Consider the following 16,648-nt stretch of genomic DNA (forward strand, 5'->3'; position numbering starts at 1 on the left):
CCCTGCGGCATGTGTACGAGTCCTTCACATGAATTCCCACACTCGCAACTCACGCGTTGCCATCGTCGCTGGCGGCATTGGCGGGCTCGGCACCGAAATCTGCCGACAGCTGGCTCAGGCAGGTCGACAGGTCATTGCCGTCGACCTGGCAGGGCGCGAGGAACGGCTGCACGCATTCCAGACTGAGCTGGCCGACCTCAATGGTGCGGTGAAATTCGAGCCTGCCGACGTCAGCCATTTCGACGGGTGCGCCGAGTTGATTGGTCGGGTGGAACGGCAACACGGCAGCGTCGACATCCTGGTCAACGCCGCCGGCATCACCCGTGACACCAGCCTGCGCAAAATGACGCCGCAGCAATGGCATGAGTTGATGCGGGTGAACCTGGATGGCGTCTTCAATATGTGCCGCAACGTGGTGGAAGGCATGACCACACGCGGTTTTGGCCGCATCGTGAACCTGAGCTCGGTCAACGGGCAGACCGGGCAGTTCGGCCAGACCAACTATTCCGCTGCCAAGGCTGGCGTGCACGGCTTCGGCATGGCGTTGGCGCGCGAAACGGCACGCAAGGGCGTGACCGTGAATACGGTATCGCCGGGCTATTGCGATACGGCGCTCGTGGCCGCTGTGCCGCAGGATATCCGCGAGCAGATCATCTCGGATATTCCGGTCGGCCGACTTGGCTCACCGGGAGATATTGCACGCGCAGTGGCCTTCCTCACCGCCGATGACGCCGGTTACATCACGGGTGCGAACCTGCCGGTCAACGGCGGGTATTTCATGAGTTTTTGAGGGACGGTCGCCATCCCGGCGCAGGCCATCCACCGCCTTGCCGCACTGCGCATCGCCCACCCGCCCGCGACACGCTACTCTCAGCGCTTTAAGCGTTGCGACCTGACAGCGGGACTCCATGGCGAAGCATCTCACTCTTATCGGCGGCGGCCTGGTCGGCGCCTTGCTGGCGCAGCAATTGGCGGGACGCGGTTTCGTCGTCGACGTCTTCGAAAAACGCCCTGACCCGCGCATCGCCGGCTTCACCGGTGGTCGTTCGATCAATCTCGCGTTGGCCGAGCGCGGCCTGCAGGCGCTGCGCAAAGCTGGGCTTGCCGACGACGTGCTGGAGCGCGCAGTGATGATGCGCGGACGCATGGTGCACACCACCGACGGTCGCTCCGGCCTGCAACGTTATGGCGTCGACGACAGCGAAGTGATCTGGTCCGTCTCCCGCGGCGCGCTCAATATGTTGCTGCTGGATGCTGCCGAAGCCGCGGGCGTCAAATTCCATTTTGGACAGTCGCTGGCCAATGCCGATTTTGATCGGCAGCGCCTGCAGCTGGTCGACGAACAAGGCGTGTCGCGCGAGCTCGACGCCCCCATCGTGATCGGCGCCGATGGCGCAGGCTCCTCGCTGCGCGCCGCGATGAACGCGTACTCGCCGCTGGGCGAGCGGGTGGAATCGCTGGGCCACGCCTATAAAGAGCTGGAAATTCCTTCCGCCGGCGGGCTCAGCGCCGATCTGATCAGCCGCAGCGGCGGCCACGACCAGTTCGCGCTGGAGCCGCATGCGCTGCATATCTGGCCGCGCGGCGGTTATATGTGCATCGCGCTGCCCAATACCGAAGGCAGCTTCACCGTGACCTTGTTCCTGCCGGCGCAAGGCCCGCATCCGAGCTTCGCCACGCTGGGCGACGCTCATCATGCGCGAGCCTTCTTCGAGCAAGACTTCCCCGACCTGCTGCCGCTGATCCCGGATTTCGCCAACGATTACGACGGCCACCCAGTCGGCACGCTGTCCACGCTCTACCTGCAATGCTGGCATCTGGACGGTCGCGCGCTGCTGATCGGCGATGCTGCGCACGCCATCGTGCCCTTCCACGGCCAGGGCATGAATTGCGGCTTTGAAGACACCGTGGTGCTCGCCTCGTTGCTGGCCCAATCGCCGGACGACACGGGCGAGGTGTTCGCCGAATTCCAGCGCATCCGCCAGCCAAACAGCGACGCCATCGCGGCGATGGCGCTGGAAAACTACGTGGAAATGCGCGACTCGGTGGCCGATCCGCACTACCTCGCCAAGCGCGCGCTGGGCGCCCTGCTGGCCGAGCGTGCGCCGGAACACTTCATGGCGCGCTATCGCATGGTCACCTTCACCCATCTGCCGTACTCATATGCCTATGAGCGCGGTCGCGCGCAGGACGTGCTGCTGGACCAGTTGCTGCGTGGCTCGGCCGATGCGGCATCGGTCGATCTGAACGCCGCCGTCGCCGCCCTGCGCGCCACGCTTCCCGCCCTGCCCGATCTGCGGCATGGATGAGGCACTGCTTGCCGCGTACCGGGCCACCGATTACCGGGTGCGCCTGGCACGTGGCGGCTGGGTGACCATCCATATCGATCAACCTTTGCCAGCGGAACTGCGCGATCTCGCGCGGAACTTGCCATGGGGTTTCATCACGGCATGGCATCCATTTTCCAAGCGGGTGCCTCGCCCGGACAACCGGATCGCGCAGCGCGCCCTGCTGTTCGAGTTGCGCGCGCTGCCCGAAACCGTGGTCATTCGCGCCGGAACGGGCGCGAGCCCCGATGGTCGGTGGAAGGAGGCCAGCCTCTGGGTGGTCGGACCGGATGTCCCGGCACTCGACACGCTGGCCCGGCGATTTGGACAAATGGGCTACGTCCACGGCGGAGGCGCGACGCTGGCTCAGCTCCGTCTCACACCGCCGGCCTGAGCCATGCCCGCCACGCCAGAAATGCACCCTGATATCGCTGATTTGGCTGGCGTCACCCCGCCGCATGGACAAGCCTGCCGGGCATTGCGGACAATCGAGGGATGACCGCTTCCACCGCCGTCGCCCCGCCTCTGCTCGAGGCCAGGGCGCTCTCGTTTTACCGCCAGGACGAACCCGTGTTCGGCCCGCTGGACTTCTGCCTGCACGAGGGTGAAGTGGCCTTGGTGGAGGGCGACAACGGCAGCGGCAAGACCACCTTGCTGCGCATCCTCGCCGGATTGCTGCATATCGACGAAGGTTCGCTGGAATGGCGCGGCCAGGCGTGGCGGCGCGACGAGCATCTGGGAGACACGCAGTTCCTGGGTCATCACCTGGGGCTGAAGTCCGATCTCAGCGCGCGGGAGAACCTCGCCGTTGCAGCCGGCCTTTACGGCGCACGCGATGGACGCAGCGTCGATGACGTACTGGCCGACATCGGCCTCGCCGGTTACGAAGACGAACCCGTGCGCCGGCTTTCCGCCGGCCAGAAGAAACGCGCGGCGCTTGCGCGCCTGCTGTTGCTGCCGGCTACGCTGTGGCTGCTGGACGAACCGTACGCCAACCTCGATCGCACCGGCATTGAGCTGGTCAATCGCCTGCTTACCCAACACGCTGCCGCTGGCGGCGCCGCGCTGGTCACCAGCCATGGTGCGGTGAGCTTTCTCAACGGCGAGCCGAAACGGGTGCGCATGCACGCATGAATCACGCGCCGCTCGGTCCCGCCTGCGTCGCCGTCCTGCGCCGCGATCTCACCCTGGCCTGGCGTCGTCGTGGCGACATCGTCATGCCGGTGCTTTATGCGCTGATCGTCATCACACTGTTTCCGTTTGCGCTGGGACCGGAGGAGGCGCTGCTGCAGCGTATTGCCAGCGGCGCCGTGCTGGTGACCATGCTGCTGGCCATGCTGCTGGCGCTCGATGCCATGTTCCGCAGCGATATCGAAGACGGATCGCTCGAACAACTCATCCTTTCACCCCAGCCGCTGGCACTCATGCTTGGCATGAAAATTCTTGCGCACTGGATCACTACGGCTTTGCCGCTCATCGTCATCGCGCCTTTACTGGCGGGCATGCTGCATCTGCCGACCGCGGTAATGCCGGTACTGGTCTATGCGCTGCTGCTCTCCACACCACTGCTGAGCCTGCTCGGCGCCGTGCTGGTGGCGCTCACGGCCGGCAGCAGGCGCTCTGGTATGCTGCTGGCGCTGATGCTGCTGCCGCTGTGCGTACCCGTGGTGATCTTTGCCGCCGGCGCTGTCGCCGCGGCTCAACAAGGGCTGCCGTGGCTCGCGCCCATCGCCTGGCTGGGCGCCGCGCTGGTCATGGCCCTGGTGCTTGCCCCCCTGGCGTGCGCCACCGCCCTCCGCATAGCTCTGGACGCTTAAGACAATGGCCAACTGGATACCCTTGTGGGTACACAAGCTCAGCTCGCCACCGAACTTCTATCGGTTTGCCGGCACGCTGCGACCCTGGGCCCTGGGCCTCGCCCTGTTGACGGGTGCAGTTGCGCTATACGGCGGCCTGGTGCTCGCGCCCGCCGACTATCAGCAAGGTGACGCCTACCGCATCATCTTCATCCATGTGCCCTGCGCGTGGATGAGCCTGTTCATCTATGGACTGATGGCGGTGGCCTCGTTTATTTCGCTGGTATGGCGCATCAAGCTGGCCGAAGTGGTGGCGATGGAATCGGCGCCGATCGGCGCGGCCTTCACCTTTGTCACGCTGGTGACCGGTTCGCTTTGGGGCAAGCCGATGTGGGGCACCTGGTGGACCTGGGATGCACGCCTCACCTCCGAGTTGGTGCTGCTGTTCCTTTATCTGGGTGTGATCGGCCTGTATCACTCCTTCGAAGATCGTCGCCAGGGTGCGCGTGCCGCCGCTTTCCTCGCCATCATCGGCATCATCAATGTGCCGATCGTGCATTTCTCGGTGAACTGGTGGAACACGCTGCACCAGGGTTCCACGATTCGCATTCTCGGTCCGTCCAAGATCAGCACCGCCATGCTGTGGCCGCTGCTCACCATGATGGCCGCCACCAAGTTCTATTACGTCGCCAGCCTGTTCGGTCGCGTGCGTACCGACCTGCTGTCGATGGAGAGCGGCAAGGACTGGGTGAAGCAGATCGCACAGCGCGAGGGACAGGCATGAGCGCGTTCTTCGCCATGGGCGGCTACGCCATGTATGTGTGGCCTGCCTACGCGGTGTTCTTCATCGTGCTGATCGCCGACTACATCAATCCGTGGCTGCGCCGCCGCCGCAACCTGCGCGAGCTGCGCGGCCGCATGGCGCGTCAGGCGGCCCGTCAGCAACGCAACCCTTCAGCGCCCTAAGACGCACCTACGCGAATGAGCATGAACCCCACACGCAAGCGCAGGCTTACCATTGTTCTACTCGTGATAGCCGCCGCCGTGGTGGCGGTGGCGCTGATCGTGTTCGCCCTGCAGCAGAACATGAACTACCTGTTCACGCCCAGCCAGGTGCAGACCGGACAAGCCACCAGCTACAAAACCTTCCGCCTTGGCGGCATGGTCAAATCCGGGTCGATCCAGCGCAGCAAGGAATCGCTGAAGGTCACCTTCACCGTGGTCGATGCAAGCGGCTCGATGCCGGTGGAATACACCGGCATCCTGCCCGACCTGTTTCGCGACAACCAATCCGTGATCGCCACCGGCCACATGGACAACGCCCGCTTCATCGCCACCGAAGTGCTGGCCAAGCATGACGAAACCTATATGCCCAAAGAGCTGAAGGACGCCATGGCCAAAGCCCACGTAGGCAAGAAAGTGAACGAGGAAGCCGGACAGGACAAACCGCAATGACGCCCGAACTTGGCCAACTCGCGCTGATCCTCGCGCTGCTGCTCGCGCTCGCGCAGGGCGTACTGCCGCTGATCGGCGGCTGGACCGGAAGCCGCGCGCTGATGTCGGTGGCCCGCCCTGCTGCGGCGGGACAGGCCGTGTTCGTATCGCTCGCATTCGGTCTGCTTGTGTGGTCGTTCCTGTCGTTCGACTTTTCGGTGCAGTACGTCGCCGACAACTCCAACCTCGCGTTGCCGTGGTACTACCGCGTCGCCGCCGTGTGGGGTGCGCACGAAGGTTCGCTGCTGCTGTGGATCTTCATCCTCAACCTGTGGACGCTCGCGCTCGCGGTGCTGAGCCGCAACCTGCCTGAAGTATTCGTGGCGCGTGTGCTCGGTGTGCTGGGTCTCGTTGCCGTCGGCTTCCTCGCCTTCATCATCTTCACCTCCAATCCGTTTGCACGCCTGTTGCCGATGCCGCCCGATGGCGGCGATCTCAATCCGGTGCTGCAGGATCCGGGCATGACGTTCCATCCGCCCGTGCTGTACATGGGCTACGTCGGCTTCTCTGTCGCGTTCGCATTTTCCATCGCCGCGCTGTTGGGCGGCGAACTGGAACAGGCCTGGGTGCGCTGGGCGCGTCCGTGGACGAACGTGGCGTGGGGCTTTCTCACCGCTGGCATCGTCGCGGGCAGCTGGTGGGCGTATGCCGAGCTCGGCTGGGGCGGCTGGTGGTTCTGGGATCCGGTGGAGAATGCGAGCTTCATGCCGTGGCTCGTCGGCGCGGCGTTGATCCATGCGCAGGCCGTGACGGAGAAGCGCGGCGGTCTGCGTGCATGGACCATCCTGCTTTCCATTTTCGCGTTCTCACTTTCGTTGTTGGGTACCTTCCTGGTGCGTTCGGGCGTGCTCACTTCGGTGCATGCGTTTGCTTCGGATCCGCGCCGCGGCCTCTTCATCCTCTGCTTCCTAGCCATCGTGGTGGGCGGTTCGCTGCTGCTCTATGCGATACGCGCACCGAAAGTGGCAGGCGGCAAGCCGTTTGCCGTGGTGTCGCGCGAAACAGCCATCCTTATCGGCAACCTGATGTTCACCGTGGCCGCGGCGATGGTGCTGCTCGGCACCTTGTTCCCCTTGCTCGGCGATGCGCTGAATCTCGGCAAGATTTCGGTGGGCCCGCCGTATTTCGGTTTCCTGTTCACCCTGCTGATGCTGCCTGTGGTGCTGCTGCTGCCATTCGGCCCGTACCTGCGCTGGGGTAAGAGCGATGTGCCTGTACTGAAGAAGGTGATGTGGCGTGCAGGTCTTGCGGCCATCGCCTGCGCCATCGTCGCGGCATTTGTCACCAGTGGCGAGAGCAAGGCGATCGCCGGCACTGCGGCGGCAGTGTGGTGCTGCTTCGGCACCCTGCTTTACGTGTTCAAGCGTTGGCGCGAGATGCCCGCCGGCCGGCGTTATCCTGCCGAGATGGCCGGCATGCTGCTCGCCCATTTCGGCGCGGGCGTGTTCCTTGCCGGCGTATTGCTCACCAACGCGCTGAGCGTGGAGCGTGACGTGCGCGTGGCGCCGGGCCAGACCGAGAGCATCGGCGGCTACGAGTTCCGCTTCGACGGCGTGCAGCACACGCAAGGCCCTAACTGGCAGGGCGACCAAGGCACGGTCACTGTCACGCGCAACGGCAGCACCGTCGCCGTGATGCACCCGCAGAAGCGCACCTACCTGCGCGGCCAGGTGCAGACGGAATCGGCGATCAACCCCGGCCTGTTCCGTGATCTGTATGTGGCGCTCGGCGAGCCCATGGATGCCAAGCAGCCGGAAGGCGCGTGGGCACTACGCCTTTACGACAAGCCGTTCGTGCGCTGGATCTGGGCGGGTGGCCTGTTGATGATGCTGGGCGGCTTCTTCGCAGCTGCCGATCGTCGCTTCCGCACCAAGCGTGTGGCCGAGGCCGCAGCCATTCCGGCAACCGCGCTGCAGGAGTCGCGCGCATGAGCCGCCTGATTCCCTTCTTCGGCTTTCTGTTGCTGGTGGCTTTGTTCGGCTTCGGTATCTGGTGGAATACCCAGCACGACCAGCGCGAAGTGCCGTCGCCGCTGATCAACAAGCCGGCGCCGGCGTTCGTGCTGCCCAAGCTCGATGATCCCGCGCAGACAGTCAGCCGGGACGCGATGCTGGGCAAACCTTATCTGATCAACGTGTTCGCCAGCTGGTGCATCGCCTGCGGCGAAGAACATCCCGTGCTGATGACCGAAGGCAAGACCATCGGCGTGCCGGTCGTCGGCTACAACTACAAAGATGCACCGGACGACGCCAAGGACTGGCTGGCCAAGCACGGCAACCCGTACGACATGATCATCGTCGATCGCGAAGGTCGCACCGCGATCGATTTTGGCGTGTATGGCGCACCGGAAAGCTTTCTGGTCGATGGCAAGGGCGTGATCCGCTACAAGCGGATTGGGCCGTTGACGCCTGAGGTGATTGCGAAGGAATTGAAGCCGGCGATTGCGGCGTTGTCCAAGGAACAGCCATGATCCGCCGCCTTTTTGTGGGAGCGCACCCTGTGCGCGACTATCCTACGAAGCGGCCCGCCTGGCGTCGCGCACAGGGTGCGCTCCCACAGGTTCTGCTGTTGTTCCTCGTCGCCGGGCTCGCCTTCGCCCAGGCCATCGACCCGCTGCCCTTCAAAGACCACGCCCAGGAAGTGCGCTTCCAGAGCCTCACGCGCGAACTGCGTTGCCTGGTCTGCCAGAACGAAAACCTGGCCGACTCCAACGCCGACCTCGCACGCGACCTGCGGCACGAGGTCTTCAACCTGATGCAGCAGGGCAAGAGCGACGAGGAGATCAAGCAATACCTGGTCGATCGCTATTCCGATTTCGTGTTGTATGACCCACCGGTGAAAACCAGCACGCTGCTGCTGTGGTTTGGACCGTTGGTGATCTTGCTGGCCGGTGCGGCCGTGGTGGTGGTGACAGTGCGCCGGCGCGGTCGCGCTGCGCTCGCCGTCGCCAACGACAAGCCGACCGATGAAGGGGACGACTGGTGAGGCTGGCTTTTTATCTGATCGCCGCGGCGATGATCGTTGCGGCGCTGTTGCTGGTGTTGCTGCCACTGGTCCGTCACGGACGACGACTCGGCCGCCCACGTGGCCTCTTCGCGCTCTCCATGATCGTGGCCTTCTGTCTGCCCGTGGCTGCCATCGGCCTCTACCTCGCCGTAGGCACGCCCGTCGTGCTCGATGGTGTGCCCAAGTCCGACGCTGGCATGAGCATCGACCAGGCGGTCGACGAATTGAACGCACACCTCGTGCAGAAACCCGACGACCTGCAGGGCTGGATGCTGTTGGGCCAGACCTATAGCGTGATGCACCGCGCCTCCGATGCGCGCCATGCGTACGACGAAGCCCTGCGCATCGATCCCGACAACAGCGTCGCGATGGTCGGCTGGGCCGAAGCCGATTCGCTGCTGCGCGAGGATCACCGCATCGACGGCCGCGCGCAGGAGCTGCTCGAACGCGCCGTGAAGATCGACCCGCAAAGCCAGCGTGGCCTGTGGCTGCTCGGCATCAGCCAGTTCCAGCACGATCAATACGCGCAAGCCGCCGCCACCTGGCGCCAGCTGCAGCCGCAACTGGATCCGGACTCCAACGTGGCCAAGGCCGTGGCCGAGCAGATCGCGGTCGCCGATGCGCGCGTCAACAGCCCCGGCAAGACCGCGGCGGAAACGCCAGCCGCAGCCGCTGCGCAGCCCTCGCTGCAAGTGCAAGTGGCGTTGTCGCCAGCACTCAAGAGCAAGCTTGCAGCGGGCGATACGCTGTTCGTCTACGCGCGCGCCGAGCACGGTCCGCCAATGCCGCTGGCGGTGGCCAGGCTGGACGCCAACGCCCTGCCCGCCACCGTCACTTTGAACGATGCGATGGGCATGACGCCGCAACTCAAACTATCCTCGGTGCCGCGCGTGTTCGTGGGCGCCCGCATCAGCAAGAGCGGCCAGGCCATCGCCCAGCCGGGCGACCTGGAAGGCGATGCCGGCGTGGTCGCAGTAAGCACGCAGTCGCCGATCAAGATCAGCATCGACAAGGTTCACGAATGACACATGACGCCCGCCGCTACTGCGCCCTGCCCTCGCCCTTTGCGATGAAACGAGGCGGAGTATTGCGCGAGGCCCGCGTGGCGTACGAAACCTGGGGCGAGTTGAACAGCGCGCGCGACAACGCCGTGCTCATCCTCACCGGCCTCTCGCCCAGCGCGCACGCCGCATCCAACGCGGAAGATCCGTCCGACGGCTGGTGGGAAGCGATGATCGGCCCGGGCAAGGCGATCGATAGCTCACGCTGGTTCGTCATCTGCGTGAACTCGCTGGGCAGCGACAAGGGTTCCACCTGCGCCCGATCGATCAATCCCGCCACGGGCGAAGCCTATCGCCTGGACTTTCCCGAGCTGTCGCTGGAGGACGTGGCCAACGCCGCGCACGTCGCCGTGCAAAGCCTCGGCATCGAACAGCTCGCCTGCCTGATCGGCTGCTCGATGGGCGGCATGAGCGCGCTGGCGTACATGGTGCTGCACCCGGGCAGCGTGCGCGCGCATATCAGCGTGGACACTGCCCCGCAGGCGCAGCCGTTTGCCATCGCCATCCGCTCGCTGCAGCGCGAAGCCATCCGGCTCGATCCACACTGGAACAACGGTCGCTATGCCGATGACGACTATCCCGTCGACGGCATGAGCATCGCGCGCAAACTCGGCGTGATCACCTACCGCTCCGCGATGGAATGGAACGGCCGCTTTGCACGCATCCGGCTCGATCCCGAGCAGCGCGACGACAATCCGTTCGGTCTCGAATTCGAGGTGGAGTCCTACCTCGAAGGCCACGCCCAACGCTTCGTGCACACCTTCGATCCGAACAGCTATCTCTACCTCTCGCGCGCCAGCGACTGGTTCGACATGGCCGAGTACGGCAACGGCAACGTGATGGAAGGCCTCAAGCGCATCAGCGTGGAAAAGGCCATGGTGATCGGCGTGAGCACCGACATCCTGTTCCCGCTGGAACAGCAGGAACAAATCGCCGACGGCCTGCGCGCGGCCGGCGCCGCGGTGGAATTCGTGGCGCTCAATTCGCCGCAGGGACATGATGCATTCCTGGTTGACATCCCCAACTACAGCCGTGCCATAGGCGGCTTCCTCGGCGGACTCTGAACGAGCCGCCTGCGGCGCCCCGCCGGCGCTGCTAAGATGGCCGGGTAGCACGAACCTCGAGAACACCATGCTTACCCTGGACTTCCCCGGCTCCCGCAAGCTCATCGACGCCATCGACGCGGCCGTGTCTCAGGACACCACGCGCGCCGTCACCGACAGCCTGCGCAACAGCCTGTGCAGCCTCATCCGCAGCCAGCAGGTGACGCTGCCCGAGTGCGTCTTCGAGACCGCCGAAGGCCGCTACGCCCGCCGCGAGCTCTACCGCAGCGAGGACCACGGCTACTGCGTGGTCGCCATGACCTGGGGGCCCGGCCAGGGCACCCCGATCCACGACCACTGCGGCATGTGGTGCGTGGAAGGCGTCTGGAGCGGCGCCCTGGAAGTGGTCCAGTACGAGCGCCTCGCCGACGAAGACGGCAACTACTGCTTCCAGCCCGTGGGCTCCATCCAGGCCGGCCCCGGCTCCGCCGGCAGCCTGATCCCGCCCCACGAGTACCACACCATCCGCAACCCGAGCGACGACGCCGTCGCCGTGAGCCTGCACATCTATTCGGGCGCCATGACCCACTGCGCCGTGTTCCAGCCCCTGGGCCACAACCAGTACCAGCGCTCCGACCGCCAACTGGGGCTCGACCCGGTCCACTGAACCCGGCATAATGCGTCGCTGCAATGCCGGTGTGGCGGAATGGTAGACGCGGTGGACTCAAAATCCACTGGCAGCGATGTCGTGTAGGTTCGAGTCCTATCACCGGTACCAGATTTGAAAGAAAAGGCCCGACTTTTGTCGGGCCTTTTTTCGTGCTTGCCGAGGCATTTTGTCCCAGGCCTTTTCGACCACAACTTAAGCCCACTTTGACCTCGGTTTTATTGACCTCGGTTCTCGTCTTCAACCATGGGTTGACCTTCCGCAAGCCGGATTGATGGCATACGACGCCATCTGTCGTAAGAGATATCACTGCTCAAATCGTGAACCAGTTCGCGCATCGGTGGGTGGCGCAGTTGCCATTCCTTGCTATATCTGCCTGTGACTAGCGCCAAGGCGCGGCTTGCTCAGATGTCAATCAGGGGAAATGAAATGGAACTTCGCACGCCATCCCTTGTGCGCTGGATTCGCTCGCGCACAGCCTCTTCCTATACAGGTTCAATGCGGCGTCGCGCGGACGTTGTCAGAAAAGGAGTCCTTCGACTGCTGTGTCTGTCTGCTTTGCTTTCGCTATGGCCCTCGGGTGCGCGGGCGGACAACTGGATCAATGTGCAAACGCACGCAGACGCCGTAAATGGCTGCGTTTCTATGTACGGACTGCCCGCAGACGGGTCTCGAAAAGTGGTCAATTGGTCACACAGTCAAGCATGCGTCGATGCGACCTATAACGGCTATCCCTCCGTTATGGTTGGAACTTGGCTAATTGCTAACAATGATGGTTCTCCGCGGACGCCGTTATATCTGGGCCCGAGCGATGATTATTTCATCTGGATATATGGCGTCGACAATCGCAAGAATGTCGGCGATGGCGGTGGCTGTAATGGTGGCGAAGGTCACATCGGGGCCACAAGCGGACCTACCTGCCAACAAGCGTATGGCTCCCCTTCGGATGGCAATCCAAGCGTTGGCGATCCTATCAATACGGCTACAGGGAACAGCTATCGGCAAGAAGATGACTATGCCGGATCCCAATGGCTTACGCTTCGTCGCTTTTACAACAGTGATGCCTCAACGTCGCAGTCGGCGATAGGCTCACATTGGCGCCACAGTTTCGACCGATCGCTTCGAGTCATCGTTTACCCGGGGACCGTGGCATTGCTTCGCCCGGATGGAAAGCAAGAATTCTTCACCAAGAGCAATGGGATTTGGACCGCGTCCCGAGACGTTACGGACACGCTAGTCGAAATGGACGACGGTCAGGGCAATCCTGTTGGCTACTCCGCGTTCATTGCAGCACTCCATCACACCGAAACGTACGATGCCAATGGCCTGCTGCAACAAGTCATGGATGAAACAGGAAACGGCATCTCGCTGACGTACAGTACCGCCCAAACGTCACAACAGATCGCTCCATTGGCGGGACTATTGTTGACTGTCACCGACATGAAAGGTCGGCAACTTAGTTTCGCGTACGACGCCAATGCCCGTGTTCATCAGGTCACTCTGCCCGATGGCGGCACGTTGATATATACCTACGATACGGCAGGCAATCTGGCGTCTGTGCAATACCCCGACACGCGTGTCCTGCAGTACGCGTACAACGAATCGTCGCTGACGAGTGGCGCCAATCTTCCGAATGCCTTGACCGGCGTCATCGATGAATCCGGCAGCAGGTATGAATCCACCACGTACGACAGCACGGGGCGCGGAACCTCATCCAGCTTTGCTGGAGGCAGCATTGGGATAACCAGCGTCGTATACAGCAGCAATGGCACGTCGACGGTGACGTACCCGCTAGGCAACACCATGACCATGGGGTATGCCACCGCCAATGGCCTGGTTCGCGCCAGTTCGATCAGCCAGCCGTGCGGCCCCATTTGCGGCCAGCCCTGGAAGACGCGCACGTACGACGCCAACAGCAATCCGACCAGCTACGTCGATTTCAACGGCAACACGACGGCGACCACCTATAACAGCGCCGCCCTGTTGACCCAGCAGATCGATGCCAAAGGTCAGGCCACTCAACGCACCACGAATTTCACCTGGGACATCACGCAGCGCGTCCCGCTTACCCGTACCGTCCTCGACAGCAGCGGCAACACCGTCGCCTACGACTCATGGGTCTACAACAACTCCGGTCAGGCCACGGCACGTTGCGAGGCGGACCCCAATGTCCCCGGAAGCCTGAGTTACGGCTGCGGCAGCAGCGGCAATGCGCCTGCCGGCGTGCGTCAGCAGCGCTACACCTACTGCACCGCCATCGACACCACGCAATGCCCGCTCGTCGGCCTGCTGCTCTTCGTCGATGGTCCGCGCACCGATGTCTCCGACATCACCAACTACAGCTACTACCTGGCCACGGACGAGTCCGGCTGCGGCACCTCTGGCGGCACCTGCCATCGCGCAGGCGACCTGTATCAGGTGACCAACGCGCTGGGCCAAGTCACCACGCTCGTGGCCTACGACAAGAACGGCCGCGTGGTTCGTCAATCCGATACCAACGGCGTCATCACGGACCTCACCTATAGCCCGCGCGGCTGGCTGCTGACGCGCACGACGCGCGCCAATACCAACGGCACGCCCTCCTCCGGCGACGCTGTCACCACCATCGGCTACACGCCATACGGTTCGGTGGCATCAATCACGGATGCCGACGGTGTCACGGTGAGTTACACCTATGACGCCGCCCATCGCCTCACCGACATCACCGATGCCTTGGGCGATCGCATTCACTACACGCTGGATGCAGCGGGCAACAAGACGCAGGAGCAGACGTTCGATCCCAGCGGCACGGTACGTCGCGCGCTCTCGCGCACCTACAACACGCTGGGCCAGCTCACCAAGGTGACGGACGGGCTGAGCCACGCCGTGTTCAACGCCACCTACAGCGACAGCTACGACGCCAACGGCAACCTGGTGCACACCGCCGATGCGCTCGGCGTCCAGCGCAAGCAGGGTTATGACGGGCTGAACCGCCTGGTCAGCACCATCGACAACTACAACGGCACCGATACCGCCACGCAGAACACGCAAAGCGTGTTCGCCTACGACGCCAATGATCGCCTGGAAGGCGTGGGCGATCCGGACGGGCTCAACACCACCTACAGCTACGATGGCCTGGGCAACGCAACCGGCGTACAGAGTCCGGACACGGGTGCCACGGGCTACATCTACGACGCCGCTGGCAACGCCACACAGCGCACGGACGCCAAAGGCACGGTGAGCAACAGCACCTACGATGCGCTCAACCGTCGCACCGCCACCACCTATGCCGACAGCTCGCTCAATGTGGCCTACGGCTACGACGAGCCCAACAGCGTCACCGGCTGCCCGGCCTCGTACCCGACCGGTCGCCTCACCCGCATCATCGAGACCGCTGTCACCACGATCTACTGTTACGACGCGCATGGCAACGTCACGCGCAAGAGCCAGACGCAGGGCACGGTCACTGACGTCACCGCCTACGGCTACACCTTGGCCGACCGCCTCGCCAGCACGCTGACGCCGTCGGGGACATCCATCCAGTACAGCCGCGATGCTGCCGGCCGTATCAGCGGCGTCACTGCCCTGCCGCCAGGCACAAGCGGTGCGGGGGCTGGAAATGTGGTCACTACCATCAGTTACCTGCCCTTTGGACCTATTGCCAGCTATACGTTGGGTAATGGTCAGACCATCACGCGTACCTATGACGCCAACTACGCGCTCACAGACGTGGTGAGTCCGGCGCTGAACTTGCACTTTGCACGCGATGCGATGGGCAATATCACTGCCTTGGGCAATGCGCCGGGCGCCAATCCTGCCGTGGAGAGCTACAGCTATGACCCGCTGTATCGCCTAACGGGATTGACCGATGGCAATGGCAATGTGGAAGAGGCCTACACGTATAGCAAGACTGGTGACCGCTTGAGCAAGACCGCTAGTGGGCTCGCTACGGGTGTCTACAACTACCAGGCCGGAACGCATCACCTTGCCAGTATCGGTAATACCTCTCGGGCGTACGACGCCAATGGCAATACGACGGGAAGCGTGGTTGGCGGTAGCACGTTTGGTTACGGCTACAACGGGCGCAATCGGATGACGGTTGTGCAACGGGACGGGAGTACTGTTGGGACGTATTCGTACAATGCCTTCGGGCAGCGTACGGCTAAAGCCGTAACCTTCCCAGCCGCCAGTAGCCTGCGTTTTGCGTACGATGAAGCGAGCCAGCTACTCGGTGAATACGGTAGCCTTTCGCGCGACTACATCTGGCTAGGGAACCTGCCGGTCGCCGTGGTGGATACCTCGAGTGGCGCCAGCTCGGTGAGCTACGTGCATGCGGATGGGCTGGGTACGCCCAGGGCTGTAACGGATCCTGCAGGGGCTGCTATCTGGCAGTTTGCGTATCAGGCGAATGCATTTGGTGAGCAGCAGCCGTCAAGTGCAAGTGACTACACTTACAATTTACGCTTCCCCGGTCAGTACTACGACACGGAGAGCGGCCTGAGCTACAACGTCAATCGCGACTATGAAGCTGGGACGGGAAGGTATGTGCAGAGCGATCCCATTGGCCTCAATGGTGGCCTAAACGCCTACATGTACGTGAGCGCCAATACTCTTGGTGCAACGGATCCACGCGGCACTTCTTGCACCCAAAGCTACGGGTCGCTGACGTGTTCGTATCCGGGCGGGCCGTCGTTCACGATCCCTTCTCAGCCAGGATTTCCCTCGCTTTTGGGTCCCGATGACGGCCACGACGCGTTCTATCATGCATACGATGTCACGCGCGACATAGGATGTGCTGATGCTGATTCGGTTATGCAAGGGCTCATTGACAATCCCACCCCTTCGTTCGGCAATCCTTCGCCCGCAACGATAGATGGGACAGCAAATAACGCAGCCGTACCGGGAATTGCACCGAACAATCCAGTGACCTCGTACCTCACCACCGACAACAATACTGGCGCACCAGTGGTGGTTAACGTCACTGGTTCAAACAGCGCCTTCGCGCCTGGCTACGTTGCGCGAACAGTTACAGGCGGTGTAGCTCACACGTACGGTGAGGGTGAGGCATTTAGCCAAAGTACTCTCTCCTTCATGGGTCCGCTCAACGATTTCGGAAATCAGGCAGTTTGGGGAACTCAGATGAATGACATAATCGCGAACGCAAAGCAAAAGTGCGGGTGTAAACGATGACGATGAATCGGCAGTCAATTGCAACATTGTCCGGCTTTCTAGTCGCCCCCCTCATCCCAGTCGTCGTCATGGCTGTACTAAGTCT

At 63.0% G+C, this 16,648-nt stretch carries 15 protein-coding genes and 1 tRNA gene; all 16 read left to right on the forward strand.

Going from position 1 to position 16,648, the window contains the following annotated elements:
* The first annotated feature begins 28 nt into the window (after nt 1-28).
* On the forward strand, nt 29-790 hold the full coding sequence (gene phbB, locus AC1DE1_RS10100) for an acetoacetyl-CoA reductase (RefSeq protein WP_477176017.1): 762 nt from the start codon (nt 29-31) through the stop codon (nt 788-790).
* Nucleotides 791-908: 118 nt separating this feature from the next.
* Nucleotides 909-2,309, forward strand: a complete 1,401-nt coding sequence (locus AC1DE1_RS10105) for an FAD-dependent oxidoreductase (RefSeq protein ID WP_477176018.1) — start codon at nt 909-911, stop codon at nt 2,307-2,309.
* Nucleotides 2,302-2,721 (forward strand): DUF3293 domain-containing protein, encoded by a 420-nt coding sequence (locus AC1DE1_RS10110; RefSeq protein ID WP_477176019.1) that lies wholly within the window; start codon nt 2,302-2,304, stop codon nt 2,719-2,721. Before AC1DE1_RS10105 ends, AC1DE1_RS10110 begins: the two co-directional genes overlap by 8 nt.
* A 101-nt stretch (nt 2,722-2,822) precedes the next feature.
* Complete coding sequence (ccmA, locus tag AC1DE1_RS10115; protein ID WP_477176020.1) at nt 2,823-3,461, forward strand: cytochrome c biogenesis heme-transporting ATPase CcmA; 639 nt, start codon at nt 2,823-2,825, stop codon at nt 3,459-3,461.
* On the forward strand, nt 3,458-4,144 hold the full coding sequence (gene ccmB / locus AC1DE1_RS10120; RefSeq protein WP_477176021.1) for a heme exporter protein CcmB: 687 nt from the start codon (nt 3,458-3,460) through the stop codon (nt 4,142-4,144). Before ccmA ends, ccmB begins: the two co-directional genes overlap by 4 nt.
* A 4-nt stretch (nt 4,145-4,148) precedes the next feature.
* On the forward strand, nt 4,149-4,907 hold the full coding sequence (locus AC1DE1_RS10125) for a heme ABC transporter permease (RefSeq protein ID WP_477178224.1): 759 nt from the start codon (nt 4,149-4,151) through the stop codon (nt 4,905-4,907).
* Nucleotides 4,904-5,089 (forward strand): heme exporter protein CcmD, encoded by a 186-nt coding sequence (gene ccmD, locus AC1DE1_RS10130; protein WP_441604008.1) that lies wholly within the window; start codon nt 4,904-4,906, stop codon nt 5,087-5,089. The genes AC1DE1_RS10125 and ccmD overlap by 4 nt, the downstream gene beginning before the upstream one ends.
* Before the next feature lie 21 nt (nt 5,090-5,110).
* Complete coding sequence (ccmE, locus tag AC1DE1_RS10135) at nt 5,111-5,578, forward strand: cytochrome c maturation protein CcmE (protein ID WP_441604007.1); 468 nt, start codon at nt 5,111-5,113, stop codon at nt 5,576-5,578.
* A complete protein-coding gene (locus tag AC1DE1_RS10140; RefSeq protein ID WP_477176023.1) occupies nt 5,575-7,548 on the forward strand; it encodes a heme lyase CcmF/NrfE family subunit in 1,974 nt (657 codons plus the stop codon). Before ccmE ends, AC1DE1_RS10140 begins: the two co-directional genes overlap by 4 nt.
* A complete protein-coding gene (locus tag AC1DE1_RS10145) occupies nt 7,545-8,087 on the forward strand; it encodes a DsbE family thiol:disulfide interchange protein (protein ID WP_441604005.1) in 543 nt (180 codons plus the stop codon). The genes AC1DE1_RS10140 and AC1DE1_RS10145 overlap by 4 nt, the downstream gene beginning before the upstream one ends.
* Complete coding sequence (locus tag AC1DE1_RS10150) at nt 8,084-8,602, forward strand: cytochrome c-type biogenesis protein (protein WP_477176024.1); 519 nt, start codon at nt 8,084-8,086, stop codon at nt 8,600-8,602. Before AC1DE1_RS10145 ends, AC1DE1_RS10150 begins: the two co-directional genes overlap by 4 nt.
* Nucleotides 8,599-9,648, forward strand: a complete 1,050-nt coding sequence (locus AC1DE1_RS10155; protein WP_477176025.1) for a tetratricopeptide repeat protein — start codon at nt 8,599-8,601, stop codon at nt 9,646-9,648. The genes AC1DE1_RS10150 and AC1DE1_RS10155 overlap by 4 nt, the downstream gene beginning before the upstream one ends.
* Nucleotides 9,645-10,748 (forward strand): homoserine O-acetyltransferase MetX, encoded by a 1,104-nt coding sequence (gene metX, locus AC1DE1_RS10160; RefSeq protein WP_477176026.1) that lies wholly within the window; start codon nt 9,645-9,647, stop codon nt 10,746-10,748. The genes AC1DE1_RS10155 and metX overlap by 4 nt, the downstream gene beginning before the upstream one ends.
* A 67-nt stretch (nt 10,749-10,815) precedes the next feature.
* Nucleotides 10,816-11,394, forward strand: a complete 579-nt coding sequence (locus AC1DE1_RS10165) for a cysteine dioxygenase family protein (RefSeq protein WP_121881108.1) — start codon at nt 10,816-10,818, stop codon at nt 11,392-11,394.
* A gap of 25 nt (nt 11,395-11,419) precedes the next feature.
* Nucleotides 11,420-11,505 (forward strand) — tRNA-Leu (locus tag AC1DE1_RS10170).
* 534 nt (nt 11,506-12,039) lie between these two features.
* Nucleotides 12,040-16,563 (forward strand): RHS repeat-associated core domain-containing protein, encoded by a 4,524-nt coding sequence (locus AC1DE1_RS10175; RefSeq protein WP_477176027.1) that lies wholly within the window; start codon nt 12,040-12,042, stop codon nt 16,561-16,563.
* Nucleotides 16,564-16,648: the final 85 nt, after the last annotated feature.

Source organism: Dyella sp. 05T440, assembly GCF_056395965.1.